This window comes from Streptomyces sp. NBC_01260, from assembly GCF_036226405.1.
Lineage (GTDB): Bacteria > Actinomycetota > Actinomycetes > Streptomycetales > Streptomycetaceae > Streptomyces > Streptomyces laculatispora.
The window spans coordinates 7,321,568-7,345,079 of record NZ_CP108464.1 but is presented as its reverse complement, the minus strand read 5'-3'; the positions used below and the strand labels follow the sequence as shown (position 1 = coordinate 7,345,079).

The following is a 23,512-nucleotide window of genomic DNA, read 5'->3' as shown; positions in this document are numbered from 1 at the left end:
GCATGTGTGTCATCAGCCGCGGGCCGGCCACGCTGCGCGGCACCGCATCAACAGGCTCAATCGGCTACTGCATCCACCTTGACAAGCCGGCGGACCTGAACCACGTAGAGGATCCCTGCCCACCAGTAGAGCGTTGTACCCCATACTGCGAACGCCCATCCGAAAACAGTGGCCAGCGATGCCAGCCAACCACCTCCGTCACTGAGCAGCAACAAGGGGAACGCGTACATGAGATTGAACGTAGCCGCCTTGCCCAGGAAGTTCACCTGGGGCGGCGGATAGCCATGACGGCGCAGGATTCCCACCATCACGAGAAGCATCAGCTCGCGGGCGAGAAGCGCTGCGGTGAGCCAGAGCGGAAGGATCTCCCGCCAGGTCAGCCCGACAAGCGTCGAAAGAATGTAGAGACGGTCGGCGGCCGGGTCGAGCAGTCGTCCGAGGCTGCTGATCTGGTTCCAACGACGCGCGAGCTTTCCATCGAGGTAGTCGCTGACACCGCTGAACATCAGTACCAGCAACGCCCAGCCATCGCTCTTGGGCCCGCCGAACTCAGGGCGGAGAATCAGCCACAGGAAGACAGGCACGCCGACAAGGCGAGCCATGCTGAGGATGTTGGGGATGGTGAGTACCCGGTTCGTCTGAACGCGGGTCTCCTGGACCTCCACCCGGGGGCCTCCTGTGAAAGAACGTGCCAATGATGCCCCCTGACCCTACCCTCAGCCGTGGCCGGCAGGCGCACAGGGGTACCGAGAACGCCCCGGAACGCAGAAAAGCCCCGTGCCACAAGGGCACGGGGCTCAACTACTATCAAAAGGAGTTCGGCGGCGTCCTACTCTCCCACAGGGTCCCCCCTGCAGTACCATCGGCGCTGAAAGGCTTAGCTTCCGGGTTCGGAATGTAACCGGGCGTTTCCCTAACGCAATGACCACCGAAACACTATGAAATTAACCAACACCGGAACAAAACACGGCCGTTCGTTATTTCAGAACTAACACAGTGGACGCGAGCAACTGAGGACAAGCCCTCGGCCTATTAGTACCAGTCAGCTCCACCCGTTACCGGGCTTCCACATCTGGCCTATCAACCCAGTCGTCTACTGGGAGCCTTAACCCTTCAAGAGGGTGGGAATACTCATCTCGAAGCAGGCTTCCCGCTTAGATGCTTTCAGCGGTTATCCTTTCCGAACGTAGCCAACCAGCCATGCCCTTGGCAGGACAACTGGCACACCAGAGGTTCGTCCGTCCCGGTCCTCTCGTACTAGGGACAGCCCTTCTCAATATTCCTACGCGCACAGCGGATAGGGACCGAACTGTCTCACGACGTTCTAAACCCAGCTCGCGTACCGCTTTAATGGGCGAACAGCCCAACCCTTGGGACCGACTCCAGCCCCAGGATGCGACGAGCCGACATCGAGGTGCCAAACCATCCCGTCGATATGGACTCTTGGGGAAGATCAGCCTGTTATCCCCGGGGTACCTTTTATCCGTTGAGCGACAGCGCTTCCACAAGCCACTGCCGGATCACTAGTCCCGACTTTCGTCCCTGCTCGACCCGTCGGTCTCACAGTCAAGCTCCCTTGTGCACTTACACTCAACACCTGATTGCCAACCAGGCTGAGGGAACCTTTGGGCGCCTCCGTTACTCTTTAGGAGGCAACCGCCCCAGTTAAACTACCCATCAGACACTGTCCCTGATCCGGATCACGGACCCAGGTTAGACATCCAGCACGACCAGAGTGGTATTTCAACGACGACTCCACAACCACTGGCGTGGCCGCTTCAAAGTCTCCCACCTATCCTACACAAGCCGAACCGAACACCAATATCAAACTATAGTAAAGGTCCCGGGGTCTTTCCGTCCTGCTGCGCGAAACGAGCATCTTTACTCGTAGTGCAATTTCACCGGGCCTATGGTTGAGACAGTCGAGAAGTCGTTACGCCATTCGTGCAGGTCGGAACTTACCCGACAAGGAATTTCGCTACCTTAGGATGGTTATAGTTACCACCGCCGTTTACTGGCGCTTAAGTTCTCAGCTTCGCCGACCCGAAAGTCAGCTAACCGGTCCCCTTAACGTTCCAGCACCGGGCAGGCGTCAGTCCGTATACATCGCCTTACGGCTTCGCACGGACCTGTGTTTTTAGTAAACAGTCGCTTCTCGCTGGTCTCTGCGGCCACCCCCAGCTCATGGAGTAAATCCAATCACCAGTGATGGCCCCCCTTCTCCCGAAGTTACGGGGGCATTTTGCCGAGTTCCTTAACCATAGTTCACCCGAACGCCTCGGTATTCTCTACCTGACTACCTGAGTCGGTTTAGGGTACGGGCCGCCATGAAACTCGCTAGAGGCTTTTCTCGACAGCATAGGATCATCCACTTCACCACAATCGGCTCGGCATCAGGTCTCAGCCTTAATGTGTGACGGATTTACCTACCACACGGCCTACACCCTTACCCCGGGACTACCACCGCCCGGGCTGGACTACCTTCCTGCGTCACCCCATCGCTTACCTAGTACAAGTCTGGTTCGTCGGCTCCACCACTACCCTCAACTCCGAAGAGATCGGGCCGGCTTCACGGACTTAGCATCGCCTGATTCAGTATTGGGCGTTTCAAAGCGGGTACCGGAATATCAACCGGTTGTCCATCGACTACGCCTGTCGGCCTCGCCTTAGGTCCCGACTTACCCTGGGCAGATCAGCTTGACCCAGGAACCCTTAGTCAATCGGCGCACACGTTTCTCACGTGTGTATCGCTACTCATGCCTGCATTCTCACTCGTGAACCGTCCACAACTCGCTTCCGCGGCTGCTTCACCCGGCACACGACGCTCCCCTACCCATCCATACTCCCGTTGGGGATATGTGTATGAATGACACGACTTCGGCGGTACGCTTGAGCCCCGCTACATTGTCGGCGCGGAATCACTTGACCAGTGAGCTATTACGCACTCTTTCAAGGGTGGCTGCTTCTAAGCCAACCTCCTGGTTGTCTCTGCGACTCCACATCCTTTCCCACTTAGCGTACGCTTAGGGGCCTTAGTCGATGCTCTGGGCTGTTTCCCTCTCGACCATGGAGCTTATCCCCCACAGTCTCACTGCCGTGCTCTCACTTACCGGCATTCGGAGTTTGGCTAAGGTCAGTAACCCGGTAGGGCCCATCGCCTATCCAGTGCTCTACCTCCGGCAAGAAACACACGACGCTGCACCTAAATGCATTTCGGGGAGAACCAGCTATCACGGAGTTTGATTGGCCTTTCACCCCTAACCACAGGTCATCCCCCAGGTTTTCAACCCTGGTGGGTTCGGTCCTCCACGAAGTCTTACCTCCGCTTCAACCTGCCCATGGCTAGATCACTCCGCTTCGGGTCTTGAGCGCGCTACTAAATCGCCCTATTCGGACTCGCTTTCGCTACGGCTTCCCCACACGGGTTAACCTCGCAACACACCGCAAACTCGCAGGCTCATTCTTCAAAAGGCACGCAGTCACGACTGCATGTGCAAGCACACACAGCGACGCTCCCACGGCTTGTAGGCACACGGTTTCAGGTACTATTTCACTCCGCTCCCGCGGTACTTTTCACCATTCCCTCACGGTACTATCCGCTATCGGTCACCAGGGAATATTTAGGCTTAACGGGTGGTCCCGCCAGATTCACACGGGATTTCTCGGGCCCCGTGCTACTTGGGTGTCTCTTAAACGAGCCGTTAATGTTTCAGCTACGGGGGTCTTACCCTCTACGCCGGACCTTTCGCATGTCCTTCGCCTACATCAACGGTTTCTGACTCGTCTCACAGCCGGCAGACCGTGAAAAAGAGATCCCACAACCCCACATGCGCAACCCCTGCCGGGTATCACACGCATACGGTTTGGCCTGATCCAGTTTCGCTCGCCACTACTCCCGGAATCACGGTTGTTTTCTCTTCCTGAGGGTACTGAGATGTTTCACTTCCCCTCGTTCCCTCCACACTGCCTATGTGTTCAGCAGCGGGTGACAGCCCATGACGACTGCCGGGTTTCCCCATTCGGACACCCCCGGATCAAAGCTTGGTTGACAGCTCCCCGGGGCCTATCGTGGCCTCCCACGTCCTTCATCGGTTCCTGGTGCCAAGGCATCCACCGTGCGCCCTTAAAAACTTGGCCACAGATGCTCGCGTCCACTGTGCAGTTCTCAAACAACGACCAGCCACCCACCACCCCACCCTTACCGGGCGAGTTCACTGGGGCCGGCAACCGAAGGACGACCATGACGGCCGTACCTTCAGATACCCAACAGCGTGCCCGACCCGACCGATCACTCCCCACATTCCACGCCGAAGCAGTACTAGTGAAAAACAACCTGTCGTGCCGAATAGTCAACGTTCCACCCATGAGCTAACCACCGTCGATCATTTGCCGACGTAGTGGCTCTGGATTCCTTGCGGAATCTAGATGCTCCTTAGAAAGGAGGTGATCCAGCCGCACCTTCCGGTACGGCTACCTTGTTACGACTTCGTCCCAATCGCCAGTCCCACCTTCGACAGCTCCCTCCCACAAGGGGTTGGGCCACCGGCTTCGGGTGTTACCGACTTTCGTGACGTGACGGGCGGTGTGTACAAGGCCCGGGAACGTATTCACCGCAGCAATGCTGATCTGCGATTACTAGCAACTCCGACTTCATGGGGTCGAGTTGCAGACCCCAATCCGAACTGAGACCGGCTTTTTGAGATTCGCTCCGCCTCGCGGCATCGCAGCTCATTGTACCGGCCATTGTAGCACGTGTGCAGCCCAAGACATAAGGGGCATGATGACTTGACGTCGTCCCCACCTTCCTCCGAGTTGACCCCGGCAGTCTCCTGTGAGTCCCCATCACCCCGAAGGGCATGCTGGCAACACAGAACAAGGGTTGCGCTCGTTGCGGGACTTAACCCAACATCTCACGACACGAGCTGACGACAGCCATGCACCACCTGTACACCGACCACAAGGGGGGCACCATCTCTGATGCTTTCCGGTGTATGTCAAGCCTTGGTAAGGTTCTTCGCGTTGCGTCGAATTAAGCCACATGCTCCGCTGCTTGTGCGGGCCCCCGTCAATTCCTTTGAGTTTTAGCCTTGCGGCCGTACTCCCCAGGCGGGGAACTTAATGCGTTAGCTGCGGCACCGACGACGTGGAATGTCGCCAACACCTAGTTCCCAACGTTTACGGCGTGGACTACCAGGGTATCTAATCCTGTTCGCTCCCCACGCTTTCGCTCCTCAGCGTCAGTAATGGCCCAGAGATCCGCCTTCGCCACCGGTGTTCCTCCTGATATCTGCGCATTTCACCGCTACACCAGGAATTCCGATCTCCCCTACCACACTCTAGCCTGCCCGTATCGACTGCAGACCCGGGGTTAAGCCCCGGGCTTTCACAACCGACGCAACAAGCCGCCTACGAGCTCTTTACGCCCAATAATTCCGGACAACGCTTGCGCCCTACGTATTACCGCGGCTGCTGGCACGTAGTTAGCCGGCGCTTCTTCTGCAGGTACCGTCACTTTCGCTTCTTCCCTGCTGAAAGAGGTTTACAACCCGAAGGCCGTCATCCCTCACGCGGCGTCGCTGCATCAGGCTTTCGCCCATTGTGCAATATTCCCCACTGCTGCCTCCCGTAGGAGTCTGGGCCGTGTCTCAGTCCCAGTGTGGCCGGTCGCCCTCTCAGGCCGGCTACCCGTCGTCGCCTTGGTAGGCCATTACCCCACCAACTAGCTGATAGGCCGCGGGCTCATCCTTCACCGCCGGAGCTTTTAACCTTCCCCCATGAGAGGGAAAGTATTATCCGGTATTAGACCCCGTTTCCAGGGCTTGTCCCAGAGTGAAGGGCAGATTGCCCACGTGTTACTCACCCGTTCGCCACTAATCCACCCCGAAGGGCTTCATCGTTCGACTTGCATGTGTTAAGCACGCCGCCAGCGTTCGTCCTGAGCCAGGATCAAACTCTCCGTGAATGTTTTCCCGTAATCGGGATCACACACACGAGAGCGGAACAATCGAGTCGGAATAAGACCGATCGTTCACTATGTCCTCGCTATGTGCATTGCCTGGTAGAACCACTAGTGTGGTCTGCCAGGACTTTCAAAGGAACCTCGAACCTGCCGAAGCAGGTCGGGGTATCAACGTATCTGGCGTTGACTTTTGGCACGCTGTTGAGTTCTCAAGGAACGGACGCTTCCTTTGTACTCACCACCAGAACATTTTCTGGGGCTTTCCTCCGAGCACTTCCCTTCGGTCTTGCGTTTCCGACTCTATCAGACTCTTTCGTGTCCGATTCCCGGTCGAAGCGGGATTCTTGCTGGATTACCTTCGGGGAATTTCGCTTTCGCGTTTTTCCCTTTCGGCGAGTCCGACTCTATCAGGCCTTTCCGGTCCGATTGACCAGCCCCAGCAGACATGCCGGTGCCGATGTCGGGTTAGGGTTTGGGCTTAATAGTCGCCGCCGACCCCCGACTCAATGTCGCGTTGGGGTCAGGCAGGAGTACGACAGTACAGGCTGCCGGGAGACGAGGCAAATCGTTTCCGGTGCACCCCTAGGTCCTCGAACCGCCAGGACTCAGGCGGAACCGGGACTTCTTATGACTTACCCTGCTGAGCAGTACGCCGCCCTCCTACATGCGGCGGCGCCAATGAAGCTCCACTCTGGGAGGCTCCCCATGACCACTGTGACGTCCCCGCTTGCCGGACGCGCCATCGGGCTCGCTGCGGTACCCGACCCGGTCTTCTCCGGTGCGATGGTCGGTCCCGGTACCGCCATCGACCCCGTACGCGAGCCGTCGGAGGCCGTGTCGCCGGTCGACGGAATCGTCGTCTCCCTTCACCCGCACGCCTTCGTGGTCGTGGACGGCGAGGGACACGGGGTTCTGACCCACCTCGGTATCGACACCGTCCAGCTCAATGGTGAGGGCTTCGAGCTCCTGGTGAACAAGGGTGACACCGTCACACGCGGCCAGAGCATCGTGCGTTGGGACCCGGCCGCTGTGGAAGCGGCCGGCAAGTCCCCGATCTGCCCCGTCGTGGCGCTGGAGGCAACCGCCGATTCCCTCTCCGCCGTCGTCGAGGACGGCGACGTGAAGATCGGCGACGCACTGTTCGGCTGGCAGTAATACGTTCGGCGCAGTGACAGCGGACCGGATATCCATCGCGGAGGCATCGCCCACCGCACAATCGGAGACAGGTGAAATGGAGACAACGCTGCGGGGCGTAGGCGTGAGCCATGGTGTGGCGATCGGCGAGGTACGGCACATGGGCACGGCAGTGCTCGAACCGCCGGCCAAGCAGATCCCGGCCGAGGAGGCGGAGCGCGAGCAGGGGCGGGCGCGGCAGGCCGTGGAGGCTGTGGCGGCCGACCTCATCGCGCGCGGCAACCTGGCCGGTGGCGAGGCCCAGCACGTGCTGGAGGCCCAGGCCATGATGGCCCAGGACCCCGAGCTCATGGCTGATGTCGACCGGCGTATCGCTGTCGGCAGCACCGCCGAGCGCGGCGTGTACGACGCGTTCGCTTCCTACCGGGCGCTGCTGGCCGGTGCCGGGGAGTACCTCGCGGGCCGTGTCGCCGACCTCGACGATGTGCGCAACCGGATCGTGGCCCGGCTGCTCGGTGTGCCGATGCCTGGTGTGCCGGACAGCGACGAGCCGTATGTGCTGATCGCGCGGGACCTGGCTCCTGCCGACACGGCGCTGCTCGACCCCACGCTGGTGCTCGGCTTCGTCACCGAGGAGGGCGGACCGACCAGCCACAGCGCCATTCTGGCGCGGGCGCTCGGTGTGCCCGCCGTGGTGGCGCTCCCCGGCGCCGGCGAGCTCGCCGAGGGCACCGTGATCGCGGTGGACGGCAGCACCGGCGAGATCTTCGTCGAGCCGAGCGCCGAGAAGCGCGCGGAGATGGAGAGCGCCGCGGCCGCCCGGAAGGCCGCGTTGTCCACGTCGACCGGTCCCGGTGCGACGTCCGACGGCCACAAGGTGCCGCTGCTCGCCAATATCGGTGGGCCCGGCGATGTGCCGGCGGCCGTCGAGGCGGGGGCCGAGGGTGTGGGTCTGTTCCGCACCGAGTTCCTCTTCCTTGACGACAGCAAGCAGGCACCGTCGCAGGAGAAGCAGATCGTGGCGTACCGCGCCGTGCTCGAGGCGTTCCCCGAGGGACGTGTCGTGGTGCGGGTGCTGGATGCCGGGGCGGACAAGCCGCTGGACTTCCTGACGCCGGCGGACGAGCCGAACCCGGCGCTGGGTGTGCGCGGGCTGCGCAGCCTGCTGGATCACCCCGATGTACTGCGGACCCAGTTGACCGCTCTGTCGAAGGCGGCCGAGGGGCTGCCCGTCTATCTCGAGGTCATGGCGCCCATGGTCGCGGACCGTGCGGACGCCAAGGCGTTCGCCGACGCGTGCCGCGAGGCCGGGCTGAACGCGAAGTTCGGTGCGATGGTCGAGATTCCGTCGGCCGCGCTGCGCGCGCGTTCGGTGCTTCAGGAGGTGGAGTTCCTGTCGCTGGGCACCAACGATCTGGCGCAGTACACCTTCGCGGCCGACCGCCAGGTGGGTGCGGTGTCCCGGTTGCAGGATCCGTGGCAGCCCGCGCTGCTGGATCTGGTGGCGATGTCGGCCGATGCGGCCAGGGCCGAGGGCAAGAGCTGTGGTGTCTGTGGTGAGGCTGCCGCCGATCCGCTGCTCGCCTGTGTCCTGACCGGCTTGGGAGTGACGTCGCTTTCGATGGGCGCCGCGTCCATTCCCTATGTGCGCACCACGCTGGCGAAGTACACGCTCGCGCAGTGCGAGCGGGCCGCGTCCGCCGCGCGTGCGGCGGACTCCGCCGAGGAGGCGCGGGTTGCCGCGCAGGCGGTGCTTTCGGGCGAGTAGGTCCGCAGCGCCCGGACGATGAGGAGAAGGGGCTTCCCGCCGATGGTGGCGGGAAGCCCCTTCGGCTTGTCAGTGGTGGGGTTCCGGTTCGTCGGCGCCGATGTCGAAGCCTGCGCAGTACTCCACTCCGGACTCCGGGGAGACCGGTTCTCCGGTGTCGGCATCGGTGCAGTAGGCGCTGAAGACCTCACCCGCGGTGAGCGGGGCGAGGCTGCCGCGGGTCAGCCGCCAGCCGTGCACCCGGTCCGGGGCGCCGGGTGCGCTCGTCCGCAGGACGACTCCCCCGCGGCGTTCGAGGGCGATGCCCACGGCGAGCACGGTCACGAATTCGGCTCCTTCCGCCGAGTCGAGGCGGGCCGGGCCGGTCATGTCGCGTTCGGTGTGCAGGGCGGCGAGCAGTTGCTCGTTGTCCGTGGGGGTGCTGCAGACCAGGTGGTGGGTGCCGGGGCCCGCGGTCTCCAGGGTGCGCAGCAGGAGGTGGGAGGCCCGGTCGAATGCCGCGCGGCCGACGTCCTGGCCGCAGTCGGCGCACTCCCCCAGGCCGGCCAGGAGCATCGTGGCGTACTCCCAGGTGGCCCGGCGGACCGCCCGGGAGACGAGGAGCGGGATCAGCGTGGCGAGTGGCTGTCCGGTGTAGGCGACGGTGGCGCCGGCCGCCGCGATCTCCGCGGTGAAGCGGCTACGGCCGGCCGGGGAATCGGCCGCGATGTCCGACTCGGCGCAGAACTCCGCGTACTCCTCCGGGTCGAAGAGGGCGACCGTTGTGTGCATGCCCTGTGCGGCGAGGGCTTTGAGCAGGCCTTCCACCTGCTGGAGGTAGACGGAGTGGTCGTCGAAGGTGAAGGTGCGGTAGTGCCGCATCGCCGCGAAGTCCTGTTCATCGGTCAGGAGGCCGATGGTGGTCGGTGCTTCGCGGCGCAGCGTGCGTCGCATGGTGGTGCCGGTCCGGCCGTGGATCGTGGCCCGCTTGTTCCTGGTCTGCTTGTTCCTGGTCTGCGCCATGATTCCCCCAGTGCGCTGTCGATCATTGCTCACTCAGAGTAATCATGGGGACTGACAGCGGGTTCGTCAGCGGCGCTTGCGCGCCAGCTCCTCGTAGAAGTGGAGGAGTTCCAGGTTGTCGATCGAGCCGGGGTTAACGGCCTTGGCCAGGGCTGTTCCCTGGAGCAGGCGCTTGACCGGAACCTCGATGCGCTTGCCGGTGAGGGTGTGCGGAATGCCGGGGACCTCGATGACCTCGTCCGGGACGTGGCGCGGGGAGAGGTTCTCGCGGATGGTGCGCTTGATGCTGTCGCGCAGTTCGTCGTCGAGCGCGGCGCCCTCGGCGAGGTGGACGAAGAGCGGCATCCAGTAGCCGCCGTCGGGCTCCTCCAGTCCGATGACGAGCGATTCGCGGATTTGCGGCAGGCGCTCCACCGCTTCGTAGATGTCGGCGGAACCCATGCGTACACCCTGACGGTTGAGGGTGGAGTCGGAGCGGCCATGGATGACGACGGAGCCGCGGTCGGTGATCGTGATCCAGTCCCCGTGGCGCCAGACTCCGGGGTACATGTCGAAGTAGCTGTCGTGGTACCGGCTGCCGTCGGGGTCGTTCCAGAAGTGGATCGGCATGGACGGCATGGGCTTGGTGACGACGAGTTCGCCGACCTCGCCGGTCAGCGGGTTGCCCGCCTGGTCCCAGGACTGGAGGTCCGTGCCGAGAGCGGGGGCCTGGAGCTCGCCGATGTGCACGGGGAGGGTGGGGACCGCTCCGGCGAAGCAGCTGCAGACGTCGGTGCCGCCGCTGACGGACGCGATCCACAGGTCGTCGGCGACTTCGTCGTGGAGCCAGCGGAACCCGTCGGGCGGGAGCGGGGAGCCGGTGGTGGCGACGCACTGGACGCGGGAGAGGTCGAAGTCGCGTCCCGGGTGGACGCCGGCCTTGCGGCAGGCCATGACGTAGGCGGCGGAGGTGCCGAACAGTGTGGCGCCCGTCTGTTCGGCGACGCGCCATTGGGCGCTGACGTCGGGGTAGCCGGGGCTTCCGTCGTACAGCACGAGTGCGGTACCGGTGAGGAGGCCGGAGACGAGGAAGTTCCACATCATCCAGCCGGTGGAGGTGTACCAGAAGAAGCGGTCCTCGGGGCCGAGGTCGCAGTGGAGGCCGATCTGCTTGAAGTGTTCGAGCAGGATGCCGCCCTGGGACTGGACGATGGCCTTGGGGAGGCCGGTGGTGCCGGAGGAGTACAGCACCCACAGCGGATGAGCGAAGGGGACCTGCTCGAAGACGGGTTCGGTGTCCGCCGCCGTGAGGGCGGACCAGTCGAGGGCGCCTTCCGGGGCGTCGGTGCCCAGCAGCGGGATGTGGACGACGGCGCGCAGGGTGGGGAGTTCGCGGCGCAGCTCGGCGACGGTGTCGGCGCGGTGGTGTTCCTTGCCGCCGTAGCGGTAGCCGTCGACGGTGAACAGGACGACGGGTTCCACCTGCTGGAAGCGGTCGAGGACGCTGCGGGCGCCGAAGTCGGGGGCGCAGGAGGTCCAGACGGCTCCGACGGCGGCGGTGGCGAGGAAGGCGACGACCGCCTCCGGGATGTTGGGGAGGTAGCCGCTGACACGGTCGCCGGGGGTGACGCCGAGGGCGCGGAGTTCGGCGGCGAGTGAGCCGACCCGGCGGCGGAGCTCGGACCAGGAGGTGGCGGTCTGGGTGTGGGTCTCGTCGACGTGGAGCAGTGCGGGCGCGTCGGCGCGCAGGGGGTCCTCGGCGGTACGCAGCGCGTGTTCGGCGTAGTTGAGCGTGGCGCCCGGGAACCACTGGGCGCCGGGCATGGTGCGGTCGCCGAGGACGGTCTCGTACGGGGTGGAGAACCGTACGTCGAACCATTCGGCGACGGCCTGCCAGAAGGTGTCCAGCTCGTCGACCGACCAGCGGTGCAGGGCTGCGTATCCGCCCCCGGCCGGTGCTCCGTGGCGCTCGGCCGCCCACTTCTGGAAGCGGGTGACGGCGGCGGTCGCGATGCGGTCCGGGCCGGGCTGCCAGAGGGGGGCTTCGTCGGCTGCTGAGGTCATGAGTCGGCTCCTGGCTGTACGGGTACGCGGGTCTGCGTGGGTCGCGCGCACGTGCTGGGGTGTGCGCGTGAGGCGGCTTTCACGGACGATGCCATGTGATCGTCTTTCGCACCAGGGCCGCCCGCCCATGACCGCGTGTCCGGATATGTGGTCCGGCCACGTCCGGCCGCGTCCGGCCGCGTCCGGTCCTGTCCGGCCCGTGGGTGAACGGAAGTTGAACAGAACCCTCTCCCGCCTCGCCGGATGGCAGGGTGAGCCGCATGAACGGTCGTGACCTGGTGCGCTCGGTGAAGTCGGTCGGTTCGAGGCAGGGGCTCCGTACGGTGCGCTCGGCGTGGCGGCGCTCGCGGGCCGATGCGCGGGCGCTGCCGTCGCGCGGCCCGGAGCGGGCGAGGGTGCCGGGGCCGGTGGTGGGTGCGGAGCCGGGGCCGGGCGGTGGCGTGGTGCGGTTCGCGCGTTCGGAGCTGAGCGTCCGGGTGGCTGTGGGGGGTGCGGTCTTCTGGGGGTGGGACGGGGCGGAGCCGCTTCCTTCTTACGCGCTGCCCGGTCCGGCTCCCGACGCCGATCCGCGGGCTGTTCTGGAGCCGGACAAGGACGGCGGGTGGCAGGTGGTCTCGGAGCGGCTGACCGTCGCGGTGTCCCGGCACGGGGCGGTGGAGCTGCGCACTCCGGGCGGCGTGGTGCTCCGCCGTGAGCAGCCGCCCCGGTGGTGGGAGCCGGTGGCGGGCGGGTCCGCCCGCTGGGTTCAGCGGTCCGAGGTCCCCGCGGACGCGCGGTTCTTCGGGCTCGGCGGGCGGGCGGCGGGTCCGCGGCTCAGAGACGGCGTCTACGGGCTGTGGAACACCGATCCCGGTGGCCGGTTCGGGCCCGGTGACGATCCGCTGTACCTGACGATGCCGGTGCAGCTGGTGGTCTCGGACGCGGGGACGCATCTGGCGTTCCACGACAACTCCTGGGCGGGGCGGGTGACGCTGCGCGAGGGAGAGGAGGGCGCCGGTTCCGGTCATGACCGTCCGGGGATGTCCGAGGTGCGGATGGACGGCGGGCCGCTGCGCTGCTGGGTGGTCGCGGGCACGCCGGCCCGGGTGCTGCAGGGCTGGACGGCTCTGACGGGCGCGCCGGCGCTGCCGCCGTCCTGGGCGCTGGGTCCGCAGCACGCCCGCTGGGGGTTCGGGAGCGGGCGGGAGGTGCGGCGGATCGTGTCGGGTTACCGGGAGCGGGGGCTGCCGTTGTCCGTGCTGCATCTGGACGTGGACCACTACGACGCGCACCGGGTGTTCACGGTCGATCGCGAGCGGTTCCCCGATCTGCCGGGGCTGGCCGAGGAACTGCGCGGGGAAGGGGTGCGGCTGGTGTCGATCGTGGACCCTGCGGTGCCCGCGGCGCCGGGCAACGCGGTGTTCGACGCGGGTACGGCGGTGGGGGCCTCGGGTGCGTTCGTGCGGGATGCCCGGGGCGGGATCGTGCGCGGGGAGGTGTGGCCGGGTGAGTGCGTGTATCCGGACTTCACCGATCCGCGGGTGCGCGAGTGGTGGGGCGGGCTGTACGCGGAGCGGCTGGCGCAGGGGTTCTCCGGCGTCTGGCACGACATGAACGAGCCGGTGTCGTTCGCGGCGTTCGGCGACACGACGCTGCCCCGCTCCGCGCGCCACTCACTGGACGGGCGCGGCGGTGATCACCGGGAGGCGCACAACGTGTACGGCCTCGCCATGGCGCGCGCCGGGTACGAGGGGCTGTGCCGGCTGCGTCCGGACGAGCGGCCGTTCCTGTTCTCGCGTTCCGGCTGGGCGGGGATGCAGCGGTACGGGGGTACCTGGTCCGGTGATGTGTCGACCGGCTGGCCCGGACTGCGGGCCTCGCTGGCGCTGGTGCTGGGTCTCGGGCTGTGCGGGGTGCCGTACTCGGGGCCGGACGTGGGCGGGTTCGACGGATCGCCCTCGCCGGAGATGTATCTGAGGTGGTTCCAGCTGGGTGCGTATCTGCCGTTGTTCCGTACTCATGCGGCGATCGACGCGGGGCGCCGGGAGCCGTGGGAGTTCGGGCCGCGGGTGCTCGACGCGGCGCGGGAGGTGCTGCTGGAGCGGGAGCGGCTGCGCCCGTACTGGGTGACGCTGGCGCAGCTGGCCCGGCTGACGGGTGCGCCGTATGTGCGTCCGTTGTGGTGGGGCGCGCCGGGCGACCGGGCGCTGCGGGAGTGCGAGGACGCGTTCCTGCTGGGGGATGCGCTGCTGGTGGCACCGGTGCTGGGGCCGGGGGTGGGTGAGCGGGCGGTGCGGCTGCCGGCGGGGCGCTGGTACGACACGGTGAGCGGCGCGGTGCACGAGGGGCCCGGTCAGGTGGTGGTCGAGGCGCCGTTGTCGCGGGTGCCGGTGCTGGCGCGGGCCGGGTCGGTGATTCCGGTGCGGGGTGCGGACGGGGGGCTGGAGCTGGAGGTCTGGGCTCCGGCGGAGGGGCGCAGCGGTGGCGGTTGGGTGGTCCGTGACACGGGGGACGGCTGGGAGCCGGCGGTGGTCGAGCGGTACACGACGCGGCTGGTGGGCGGGCGGGTCGTGGTGGAGCGGGACGGTGAGGAGGGGCTGGTGGACTGCCCGGTGCGGGTCCGGGGGCTGTGAGCGTGCTCAGCGGTAGCGGCCGGCGAACCAGCGGCGGACGGCCTCCGTATGGAGGGGGAACGCCAGCGCTTCGGGGGCGCGCAGCACTTCGTGTCCGGAGGTCTCCTGGGTGGGCGCGGACGGCGGGAGGGTGGCGGCCGGCCGGGTCGGGAGCAGGCCGAACAGGAGCAGGTGGCCGTCCGGTGAGCTGAGGGCGTCGGCGAGCCGCACGTCGTCGCGGTGGGCCTCGATGCCGGTCTCCTCGTGGAGTTCACGTACGACCGCGTGTTTCCAGTCCTCGGCGTGGTCGACGAAGCCGCCGGGAAGTGCGCGTCCGCCGAGGCAGGGTTCGATGGTGCGGGTGATGACGACCAGTCCGGTGCCGTCCCGGTCGGTGACGGGGAGCAGGGCGACGGCGACCGGCAGCGGGTTGCGGTAAGCGGTGGCGCCGCAGACGGTGCAGGTGCGGGGCCAGGTGTCCGGGGACGCGAGGGCGGTGTACGGGGCTCCGCAGCTGCCGCAGTGGGAGTCCTTCACGGGCTTCTCCGGTCTACTCGTCGTCGCGGACACGCGCGGACTGTATCCGATCTCCTGCCCGGCACCGCCGGACTGATGGACGATGTGCTCATGACAGGCTTCGCTTCCGCTCTCCGTGTCCTGGCAGCCGCTGCCGCTGCCCTGCTCGCCGTCACCGCCGCCGCCCCGGTGGCGCAGGCGAAGCCCGAGCCCAGGGCTCCCGCCGGGTTCGTCGCGCTGCGTGCGGTGGATCCCACGATCATTCAGGAGATGCGCTATCCCACCCGGCACGACTTCATGGGCGAGCCGGTGGACGGTTACCGCGAGTCTCTCTGCATCCTGACCCGGCCCGCCGCCCAGGCCCTGCACCGGGCCCAGCTCCGGCTGCTGCGTCAGGGCTACTCACTGAAGGTGTACGACTGCTACCGGCCCCAGCGGGCGGTCGACCACTTCGTACGGTGGGCGAAGGATCTCGACGACGAGACCATGAAGGGCGAGTTCTACCCGCGGGTCGACAAGACCCGGCTGTTCGCCGACGGTTACATCGCGGAGAAGTCCGGGCACAGCCGGGGCAGCACCGTGGACCTGACGCTGATGAGGCTGCCGGCCCGGCCGGCCCCGCCGTACCGGCCGGGTCAGGAGCTGGTGCCCTGCTACGCGCCGCAGGCCGAGCGCTTTCCGGACAACTCGATCGACATGGGCACCGGGTTCGACTGCTTCGACACGCTGTCGCACACGGACGATCCGCGGATCCAGGGAGTGCAGCGCACCAACCGGCAGTTCCTGAAGAAGACGCTCACCGACGCCGGGTTCGTCAATCTGGCCGAGGAGTGGTGGCACTACACCTTCACGCCGGAGCTGTTCCCCGACACCTATTTCGACTTCCCGGTGGCCCGCGGGTCAGTCGCCGGTCACTGACACCGCGGGAGCGGAACGGGTGACTGGGACCACCCCCGTGGGTACCGGCCACCCGTTCTTCCTCTCGGACGCGGATCGGCCGTATCCGGTTGCCGTTCCAGCCATTACGGTGCCCGTATGCCACAGCAGACGTTCGATTCGTACGAGGAATTCTGGCCCTATTACGTCGCGATGCACTCCAGGGCCGCGACCCGCTGGGTCCATCTGACCGGCACCCTGACCGGCCTCGCGATCACCACCTACGGCCTGGCGCGCGGCCGCAAGCGGTATGCGGCGGCGCTGCCGCTGATCGGGTACGGGACCGCCTGGCCCGCCCATTTCCTGATCGAGGGGAACAACCCGGCCTCCTTCGGCCATCCGGCCTGGTCGCTGCGCGGCGATGTCCGGATGATCCGGATGATGCTGGCCGGCCGCGACCGGGAGCTGGCGGAGACCGCTGCCAAGTGGCTCGCCGACAACAGCTGACCGTGGCACACTTCTGACGTTCCGTCAGATTCAGTGCTGGGGAGGAACTTTGCCGCGCAAGCGCATACCCGTGGTGGCCGGGTGGTTCACCGAGGACGGCCCCGAGGAGGACTTCCGGCTGCTGGGCACCCGCTGTCCGCTCTGCTCGTCGGTCTTCTTCCCCCGCCAGGACGGCTTCTGCCGCAATCCGGGCTGTACCGGCGGCGAACCGGTCGAGGTCCCGCTGTCCCGGCGGGGCACGGTCTGGTCGTACACCGACGGCCGCTACCGGCCGCCCGCCCCCTACCCCTCCGACCCGGATGTGCCCTGGGAGCCGTACACGCTGGTGGCCGTGGAGCTCGCGGCGGAGCGGATGGTGGTGCTCGGGCAGGCCGCGCCGGGGGTCGGCGTCGCGGATCTCGCGGTCGGGATGACGGTCGAGGTCGTGCCGGGGGTGCTCGGTCCGGAGTCCGGCGACGGCACGGACGAGCGCACGGTGTGGACGACCTGGCACTGGCGGCCCGTGGACACCGGCTCCGGAAGCGAGGGCGGTGCGTGATGGCCGGCGACGTGGCAGTCCTCGGGGCCGGGATGCACCCCTGGGGCAAGTGGGGGCGCAGCTTCGTGGAGTACGGCAGGGTGGCGGCCCGCAACGCACTCGCCGACGCGGGCGTCGACTGGCCGGACGTGCAGTCCGTGGTCGGCGCGGACACCGTGCGCGGCGGATATCCGGGGTACGTGGCCGGGGCGACGTTCGCGCAGGCGCTGGGCTGGCAGGGCGCCCGGGTCACCAGCGTGTACGCGGCCTGCGCGTCGGGCGCCCAGGCCGTGAACACCGCCAGGGCGCAGATCCTGGCCGGTATGGCGGATGTGGTGCTCGTGGTGGGGGCGGACGCGGCGCCCAAGGGGTTCTTCGCCCCTGCGGGCGGCGACCGGCCCGACGATCCGGACTGGCTGCGGTTCCGGGTGCTCGGCGCGACGAACCCCGCGTACTTCGCCCTCTACGCCCGTCGCCGGATGGCCTTGCACGGTGACACCCTGGCGGACTTCGCGCTGGTCAAGGTGAAGAACGCGGCGGCCGGCGCGTTGAACCGCAACGCCCGCTACCGGGCGCCCGTGAGCACCGAGCAGGTCGCGGCCTCCGCGGTGGTCGCCGATCCGCTGCGGCTGCTCGACATCTGCGCCACCTCCGACGGCGCGGCGGCGCTGGTGCTGTCGAGCATGGAGTTCGCCCGGCGTCACGGGGCCGCGGACCCGGTCCGCATCCGGGCCGTGTCGACCGTGACGCCGACGTATCCGAAGGCGGTGCTCGATCTGCCGGACATCGCCACCGATTCGGCGGTCGCCGTGGAACCGGCGGCCGGGAGTTTCCGCGCCTCGATCGCCCGTGCGGCGTACGAGGAGGCGGGGATCGGGCCCTCGGACCTCTCCCTGGCCGAGGTGTACGACCTCTCCACGGCGCTGGAGCTGGAGTGGTACGAGGACATCGGGCTGTGCCCGGCGGGCGAGGGCGCGGCGCTCGTCCGCCAGGGGGCGACCGCACTCGGCGGGCGCATCCCGGTGAACCCGAGCGGCGGGCTGGCGTCCTTCGGCGAGGCCGTGCCCGCGCAGGCGATCGCCCAGGTATGCGAGCTGACCTGGCAGTTGCGCGGCACGGCGGGGGAACGCCAGATTCCGGGAGCGCGCACCGGAATCACCGCGAACCAGGGGCTGTTCGGCCACGGCTCGGCAATCGTCGCGGTCCGCTGACAGGCGGGCCCGCGGCTGCTGCCGGACGCACGAAGCACGGCACGTACCCCCTGTGTGCGGGGGTACGTGCCGCGTTTCGCTGCCGGTGCCGCCCGTCGGCTCCGGGCCGGGGCTACGTCGTGGCCGGTTCGCGCAGTGCGTCCGCGCGGGCCAGCGCGTGTTCGACGACGGCCACCAGTACGTCCCGTACGGACGAGCGGTCCCGCGCGTCGCACAGGAGCACCGGTACCTCCGGATCCAGGTCCAGCGCCGCCTGCACCGTCGCGGTGGGGAACCGGTCGGCGCCCTCGAAGCAGTTGACTGCGACGGCGAAGGGGATCGACCGGCGTTCGAAGTAGTCGACCGCCGCGAAGCAGTCCTCCAGACGCCGGGTGTCCGCGAGGACGACCGCCCCCAGTGCGCCCTGGGCGAGTTCGTCCCAGAGGAACCAGAACCGGTCCTGCCCCGGAGTGCCGAAGAGGTACAGCACCAGGTCCTCGCGGAGCGTGATCCGCCCGAAGTCCATGGCCACCGTCGTGGTGGTCTTCGCCTCGACACCCTCCAGGTCGTCCACGGGACGTCCTGCCTCGGTCAGCCTCTCCTCCGTACGCAGCGGCCTGATCTCACTGACCGCTCCCACCATGGTCGTCTTGCCCACTCCGAAGCCGCCCGCCACCAGGATTTTCAGGGTAACGGGCTCCACGGGCCGCCTGTTGCGGCTAGAGCGCCCGAAGGCCATTGATCACCTCGCGAAGAATGTTCACGTCCGGCAGCTCGGCCGGCGGAACGGGACGGGTCACATGCACCAGCTCGTCCTCGACGAGATCACCGACCAGCACCCGGACCACCCCGACGGGGAGGTCCAGACCGGCCGCGAGCTCGGCGATCGACTGGGGCATGCCGCTGCACAGTTCGACGATCTCCACGTGTTCCGGGGAGAGCATCTGGTCCCGGCCGGGATCGTCGGCCGCGGGTTCGGGGACGACGATCGCGATCAGGTCGAGACGATGACGGGACGCGCTGCTGGTACGTCCCCGCGTCATCGCGTACGGACGGACGACCGGCCCCGCGTCGGCGTCGTACCAGCGCGAGGACTGCGGGCCGCCGGGGGCGGCCGGGGAACGGGAGGAGTCGGCGCTCATGCCATCCACTCACCCTCCGGAGGTCTGACCGGTCGTCCGGGGGGAGCTGGCCAGGTGGGCACCCACACGTTTGACCATCAGCGTCATCTCGTACGCCACCTGCCCGACGTCCGAGTCTGAGTCGGCGAGCACGGCCAGACAGCTGCCGTCACCGGCCGCCGTGACGAACAGGAACGCCTCGTCGAGTTCGACGACGGTCTGGCGGACCCGGCCGGCCTCGAAATGCCGCCCCACTCCCTTCGCGAGGCTGTGGAACCCGGAGGCCACGGCCGCCAGGTGTTCACCGTCCTCCCTGGTCAGGTCCTTGGACGCGCCGGTGGGGAGGCCGTCGCTGGAGAGCACCAGCGCCTTGCGGATGCTGGCGACGCGCTCGACGAGTTCATCGAGGAGCCAGTTGAGTTCGCCGGACCCCTGGCGTGCTGAGTTGAGTGCTGCGGCGTTCGGTGCGGTCATGGACCGTCCCCTCCCGGAGTGGTTCCTTGTGCTGTGTCACCGGGGCCGGTCACGTCCTCGGCGTTCTGGAGGCGGCCGCGCTGCCAGCCGCGCTGGAGCGACGCCATGCGGCTGCGTACCTCGTCGGCGTCGCGCTCGATGTCCTCCACGCCCTCCACCGGGTCCGGCTCGGCGGTACGGCCGACGGATCCCTCGCGGAGCTGCGGGGCCAGACTGGCCTGCCGGATCCTGCGGGGCAGCCCGCCGACGGTCTCGGGAGCGGGCGCCGGGGTCCGCGCGGCCGACGACGGGCGGGGCGCCGGCACCGAGGGCGTGGCCGCCGGGGACGTGGCGTGCTCGGTGCGGTTCCGGAAGCCGTTGGACTGCCGGGGTCCGGTGGGCCGGCCGCGGTCCGCGGCCCGGACCGGTCCCGGGGCCGGTCGGGCGCCCTCCGGGTCGGTGGCCGTGGGATGGGCCCGGCCCGACTCGTCGATCCGGCGGCCCCGGTCGGTGACCAGGGTCGGCGGCTTGCGGCGGGGCAGCGGCCTGATGCCGTCCGGGCGCAGTTCGCGGACACCGTCATGGTCCTCGATCTGGTCGGCGGCCTGCTGGTGCTGATCGCGGTCGCCGTCGCGCCGGAGCTCACGGGCCCGGAAGATGCCGCCGCGTTCGCTCTCGGTGTCCTCCAGGTCGGACACCCCGTCGAGTACCGGGTCCAGCCCTGATCCGGCGACGGCTTCGAGTACCGGGTCGCGGGTGAAGTCCAGTGGACCGACCGGGCCTTCGAGCTCGACCGGCCCGTCCAGCAGCGCCGGGTCCGCCAGACCGGTGGGCACCGGTGAGAGTCCGGCGGGTCTGCTGCCCTGCGGACGGCCTCCGTCGGGGCGGTCGAACGCCTCGCCGCCGTCCTTGCCGCTGCCCGCCGCGTCGCCGCGCGGCCTGCTGCTGGCGATCGCCTTCTCGGACCTGCGGTCGAGGCGGAATCCGGTGCCGTGCGCCTCCGGGGCATCGGTGAGCAGCGCCGCCGGGATGAAGACGACCGCCGTGGTACCGCCGTAGGGGGAGGTCTGCAGCGACACCCTGACGTTCTGCCGCTGGGCCAGCCGGCTGACCACGAAGAGGCCGAGCCGGTCGGTGTCGGACAGCTCGAACTCGGGTGTCTCGGCGAGTCGGAGGTTGGCGTCCAGGAGGAGTTCCGGGGGCATGCCGAGCCCGCGGTCGTGGATTTCGAGGGTGAACCCGTTGGCTACGCGTTCGCCGTGCACCTGGACCGCGGTGTGCGGGGGCGAGAACACCGTGGCGTTCTCCAGGAGTTCGGCGATCAGGTGGGTGAGGTCGGCGACGGCCGGGCCGCCCACACCGATCCTCGGCAGCCTGCGGACCTCGATCCGCTCGTAGTCCTCCACCTCGGCGACCGCGGCACGCACCACGTCCATCAGCTGGATGGGCTTGCGCCACTGCCGTGACGGTGCGGCTCCCGAGAGGATCACCAGGCCCTCGGCGTGGCGCCGCATACGGGTGGTGAGGTGGTCGAGACGGAACAGGTCGGCGAGTTCCTCGGTGTTCTCGGTGCGGCGCTCCATGGTGTCCAGGAGCGTGAGCTGGCGGTGCAGCAGCACCTGGTTGCGGCGGGCGAGGTTGACGAACACCTCGGACACCCCGCGGCGCATGTCGGCCTGTCTGACGGCGGCCTCGACCGCGGCCCGTTGCAGAATGTTGAGGGCCTGCCCGACCTGGCCGATCTCGTCACGTTCGTAGTTGAGATGCGGGGACTCGGTCTCGACGTCGATGTGTTCGCCCGCGGCGAGACGGCGCATCACACTCGGCAGGCGCACCCCGGAGACCTCGTGGGCGTCCTTGCGCAGACGCGAGAGGTCGCGGACGAGTTCGCGGCCGATGCGCACGGAGACGAAGACCGAGACGAGCAGGGCCAGGAATCCCAGTACGCCGGCGACACCCGCCTTGATCAGAACGCCGTAGCCGGCGGGCCTGCCTCGGTCCTGGAAGCGGTTGTTCATCTCGGTCGAATCGTTGGCCAGCCGGTCCAGGACCGGCGGGGCCACCTCCTGCCAGCGTGCGGCGTCCATCTCGCGGGGGTCGTGCGTGGGCCCCTGCGCCATGAGCTTGTCCTCGGCGGAGCGCAGGGGCTCGCTGTCCGGGCTCGCCCAGTACTGCTGGCCACGGCGGCGCTCCGAGGCGGGGAGCGCTTCGAGGTTGATCTCGTACAGCAGCCCGCGCTTGGCGATCAGGTCGGAGATCTGCCGGAGTTCGGGGGCCGTCAGCCGTCCCGCGAGGAGCCCGGACACGACGAGTGCGTCTTCCTGGGAGAGCATTTCACGGGCGCGCGAGATCCCCGCCAGGGCACGGACCTGCTTGTCCATCGACACGTTCTCCATGACGTGGAGGCCGGTCAGAAAGCGGTAGCAGGGGTCGATGAGGCCGTTGTAGTACTCCATCGCCTTGGCCCGGCCGATGGTGCGCTTGTCGACGGAGTCGCGCAGCGACTGCAGGCCCTCGACGGCGCCCAGGATCGAGCTGAGCTGGGCCTCGGCGTCGGGACGCAGCGCGTCGCGGATGTCCTTGTGCCGCGCGCTCCTGTTGACCTGGTCCACGACCCGGTCGGTGGCGGCGCGCTGGCGGCGCAGGACCGGCAGGGCGTCGGAGGCACGCGGGTCAGCGAGGAAGACGAGAGTCTGCCGGCGCTCGTTCTGGACGACCCGGACGGTGTCCTCCAGGGGGTGGCCGATCTTCTCCACCACCGTGCTCGCGCTCATCAGCTGGCCGGCCTCGCGGCCGGTCAGATAAGTGGCGAAGCCCCATAGTGCGGTGAGGGAGACGAGCGGCACCAGAAGCAACGCCACGATCTTCCTGCGGATGGACTTTCCGCGAAAGCGCATGGCCTCCCCCAGCTCGGCCCCGCAGGGCGGTGATGGTGTTCCGTCAACAAACGGCGCGAGCCTACTACCGACGCACAGACAACTCGAAGGCACATCCGGACGATTTTCGGCCTCCTTACTGGGAGTTGACCATGAGTTGTCCCGGTATTCCAGGAGATGAAATTCGTGAAAGCGACAGAAGAGACCAGCCAGAGCCACACATTCCTCCCCGCGCCAGTTGGCTGGAATTCTTCCCTCCGTGACGGTTCGGGGGAATCTTCACAGCCCGGCACTCGTCTGTCTGTACGGGGGTAGGGGGACTGCGGGGGCACGTTCGGCAGGATGGGGTGGCCCGTCCGCGTAGAAACCACTCATGCCGGGCAGCAACCCTGAAGTCGGACAGCAGTGGGGAGTTGAAAGTCCTTGGACACGGAAGAGCGTCATGGCGCTGCGGAGTCGGCGCCGGTCCGGGCGGTGAAGGGTGCGGCGCCCGCGTCCGCGGTGGCGCGCGGCAGGCCGGTGATTCCGCGGCAGCCGCTCTGGGTCGAGGAACCGGCGCTGCGGCGGCGGATGCCGGACCCGGTGCGCAAGGCGGCCGTACGGGCCGTTCTGATCCTGTCGCTGACGGTCATCCAGGCGATGGTGGCCTTCCTGTCCACGGTGACAGGGTCCTGGCTGGCCTTCCCGATGGTGCTGAGCGGTGTGGCCAGCACGGTGGGCGCGACCTGGTCGGTGCTGGATGTGTGGGTCACCCGGCAGGTGTGGAATCAGCGCAACGGCGTGGTGTCGATGCCGAGCAGCTCCGCCCGGCAGCTGCGCCGTGAGAGGCGCAGGGCGAGGCGGGCCGCCCGGACCGAACAGCGAGACGGTGCGCGGATACGCCGCCGCTCCGAGAGCCGCAAGCTGTCCCGGGCCTGAACCCGCTGGGGCGGCCGCCCCGGGCGAGTACCGGATCGCAC

16 protein-coding genes and 3 rRNA genes are annotated in these 23,512 nt (G+C 67.6%); 8 read left to right on the top strand and 11 right to left on the bottom strand.

Annotated elements, in window-relative coordinates; translation table 11 throughout:
* Positions 1-56: 56 nt before the first annotated feature.
* The 4 genes from OG322_RS32790 to OG322_RS32775 form a co-directional block, all read right to left on the bottom strand.
* A complete protein-coding gene (locus OG322_RS32790) occupies positions 57-665 on the bottom strand; it encodes a CDP-alcohol phosphatidyltransferase family protein (protein WP_123468191.1) in 609 nt (202 codons plus the stop codon).
* 151 nt (positions 666-816) lie between these two features.
* Positions 817-933, bottom strand: a 5S ribosomal RNA gene (gene rrf, locus OG322_RS32785).
* 79 nt (positions 934-1,012) lie between these two features.
* A 23S ribosomal RNA gene (locus OG322_RS32780) occupies positions 1,013-4,137 on the bottom strand.
* Positions 4,138-4,436: 299 nt separating this feature from the next.
* Positions 4,437-5,962, bottom strand: a 16S ribosomal RNA gene (locus OG322_RS32775).
* The 16S, 23S and 5S rRNA genes sit together here, the layout of an rRNA operon.
* A gap of 702 nt (positions 5,963-6,664) precedes the next feature.
* Between OG322_RS32775 and OG322_RS32770 the strand changes: the two genes are divergently transcribed.
* Positions 6,665-7,114, top strand: a complete 450-nt coding sequence (locus tag OG322_RS32770) for a PTS sugar transporter subunit IIA (protein WP_123468193.1) — start codon at positions 6,665-6,667, stop codon at positions 7,112-7,114.
* 76 nt (positions 7,115-7,190) lie between these two features.
* A complete protein-coding gene (ptsP, locus tag OG322_RS32765) occupies positions 7,191-8,861 on the top strand; it encodes a phosphoenolpyruvate--protein phosphotransferase (RefSeq protein WP_123468195.1) in 1,671 nt (556 codons plus the stop codon).
* 69 nt (positions 8,862-8,930) lie between these two features.
* Here ptsP and OG322_RS32760 read toward each other — a convergent pair whose 3' ends face one another.
* Positions 8,931-9,863 (bottom strand): hypothetical protein, encoded by a 933-nt coding sequence (locus tag OG322_RS32760; RefSeq protein WP_123468197.1) that lies wholly within the window; start codon positions 9,861-9,863, stop codon positions 8,931-8,933.
* A 66-nt stretch (positions 9,864-9,929) separates the two neighbouring features.
* A complete protein-coding gene (locus OG322_RS32755) occupies positions 9,930-11,906 on the bottom strand; it encodes an acetoacetate--CoA ligase (protein WP_123468199.1) in 1,977 nt (658 codons plus the stop codon).
* Positions 11,907-12,166: 260 nt separating this feature from the next.
* Between OG322_RS32755 and OG322_RS32750 the strand changes: the two genes are divergently transcribed.
* Positions 12,167-14,518 carry a glycoside hydrolase family 31 protein gene (locus OG322_RS32750; protein ID WP_123468201.1) on the top strand — a complete coding sequence of 784 codons (2,352 nt, stop codon included), beginning with the start codon at positions 12,167-12,169 and terminating at the stop codon, positions 14,516-14,518.
* A 6-nt stretch (positions 14,519-14,524) separates the two neighbouring features.
* Here the strand turns inward: OG322_RS32750 and OG322_RS32745 are convergent, their stop codons facing one another.
* Positions 14,525-15,067, bottom strand: a complete 543-nt coding sequence (locus OG322_RS32745) for an NUDIX domain-containing protein (protein WP_241200524.1) — start codon at positions 15,065-15,067, stop codon at positions 14,525-14,527.
* Between the two features lie 57 nt (positions 15,068-15,124).
* Here OG322_RS32745 and OG322_RS32740 point away from each other — a divergent pair, with 57 nt between their 5' ends.
* From OG322_RS32740 to OG322_RS32725, 4 genes are all read left to right on the top strand, one after another.
* On the top strand, positions 15,125-15,931 hold the full coding sequence (locus OG322_RS32740) for a M15 family metallopeptidase (protein ID WP_123469691.1): 807 nt from the start codon (positions 15,125-15,127) through the stop codon (positions 15,929-15,931).
* Between the two features lie 117 nt (positions 15,932-16,048).
* Complete coding sequence (locus tag OG322_RS32735; protein WP_123468205.1) at positions 16,049-16,396, top strand: DUF962 domain-containing protein; 348 nt, start codon at positions 16,049-16,051, stop codon at positions 16,394-16,396.
* Between the two features lie 49 nt (positions 16,397-16,445).
* Complete coding sequence (locus OG322_RS32730; RefSeq protein ID WP_185095642.1) at positions 16,446-16,934, top strand: Zn-ribbon domain-containing OB-fold protein; 489 nt, start codon at positions 16,446-16,448, stop codon at positions 16,932-16,934.
* On the top strand, positions 16,934-18,124 hold the full coding sequence (locus OG322_RS32725; protein WP_329307340.1) for a lipid-transfer protein: 1,191 nt from the start codon (positions 16,934-16,936) through the stop codon (positions 18,122-18,124). Before OG322_RS32730 ends, OG322_RS32725 begins: the two co-directional genes overlap by 1 nt.
* A gap of 112 nt (positions 18,125-18,236) precedes the next feature.
* Here the strand turns inward: OG322_RS32725 and OG322_RS32720 are convergent, their stop codons facing one another.
* The 4 genes from OG322_RS32720 to OG322_RS32705 are packed head-to-tail and all read right to left on the bottom strand — an operon-like array spanning position 18,237 to position 22,574.
* Complete coding sequence (locus OG322_RS32720) at positions 18,237-18,842, bottom strand: GTP-binding protein (RefSeq protein WP_123468209.1); 606 nt, start codon at positions 18,840-18,842, stop codon at positions 18,237-18,239.
* A complete protein-coding gene (locus tag OG322_RS32715) occupies positions 18,823-19,245 on the bottom strand; it encodes a DUF742 domain-containing protein (RefSeq protein ID WP_123469697.1) in 423 nt (140 codons plus the stop codon). The genes OG322_RS32720 and OG322_RS32715 overlap by 20 nt, the downstream gene beginning before the upstream one ends.
* A gap of 9 nt (positions 19,246-19,254) precedes the next feature.
* Positions 19,255-19,698 (bottom strand): roadblock/LC7 domain-containing protein, encoded by a 444-nt coding sequence (locus tag OG322_RS32710; protein WP_123468211.1) that lies wholly within the window; start codon positions 19,696-19,698, stop codon positions 19,255-19,257.
* Positions 19,695-22,574 carry a sensor histidine kinase gene (locus OG322_RS32705; protein ID WP_329307339.1) on the bottom strand — a complete coding sequence of 960 codons (2,880 nt, stop codon included), beginning with the start codon at positions 22,572-22,574 and terminating at the stop codon, positions 19,695-19,697. The genes OG322_RS32710 and OG322_RS32705 overlap by 4 nt, the downstream gene beginning before the upstream one ends.
* 402 nt (positions 22,575-22,976) lie before the next feature.
* Between OG322_RS32705 and OG322_RS32700 the strand changes: the two genes are divergently transcribed.
* The gene (locus tag OG322_RS32700; RefSeq protein WP_405702048.1) at positions 22,977-23,471 is read left to right on the top strand and encodes a hypothetical protein; all 495 of its coding nucleotides are present in this window, start codon (positions 22,977-22,979) and stop codon (positions 23,469-23,471) included.
* Positions 23,472-23,512 lie beyond the last annotated feature (41 nt).